The 263-nt window shown below is 39.5% G+C and carries 1 protein-coding gene; it reads left to right on the top strand.

Annotation, left to right across the window (positions count from 1 at the left end):
• Positions 1-263, top strand: a 263-nt coding sequence (locus AOA60_RS28830; protein WP_158235072.1) for a biotin/lipoyl-binding protein, incomplete at both ends; no start/stop codon positions are given.

The following is a 263-nucleotide window of genomic DNA, read 5'->3' as shown; positions in this document are numbered from 1 at the left end:
ACATATGCCAGTTATTCCACTATTAAATGGAGAAGTAGTCGAGGTTCATATAGAAAATGGAGCTTTCGTAGAAAAGGGAGATGTCTTGGTGGAACTTGATGCCACAGACATGGATTTAAACCTTGCCCAAGCACAAGCCGGTTTAGATGCAGCCGAAGCAAGTCTAGAAAGTGCTAAAAATATGAGAAAGCAAAGCATAAAACAAGCCGAAATTCAATTAGAGCAGGCAGAAGATATTTATGACATGATACTTGAAGCTGAAG

It is taken from the genome of Pseudomonas sp. 2822-17, from assembly GCF_002742485.1.
Classification (GTDB): Bacteria; Pseudomonadota; Gammaproteobacteria; order Pseudomonadales; family Pseudomonadaceae; genus Aquipseudomonas; species Aquipseudomonas cyclaminis.
The sequence above is the reverse complement of the archived record's forward strand: the minus strand, read 5'-3'. Positions and strand labels throughout refer to the sequence as shown.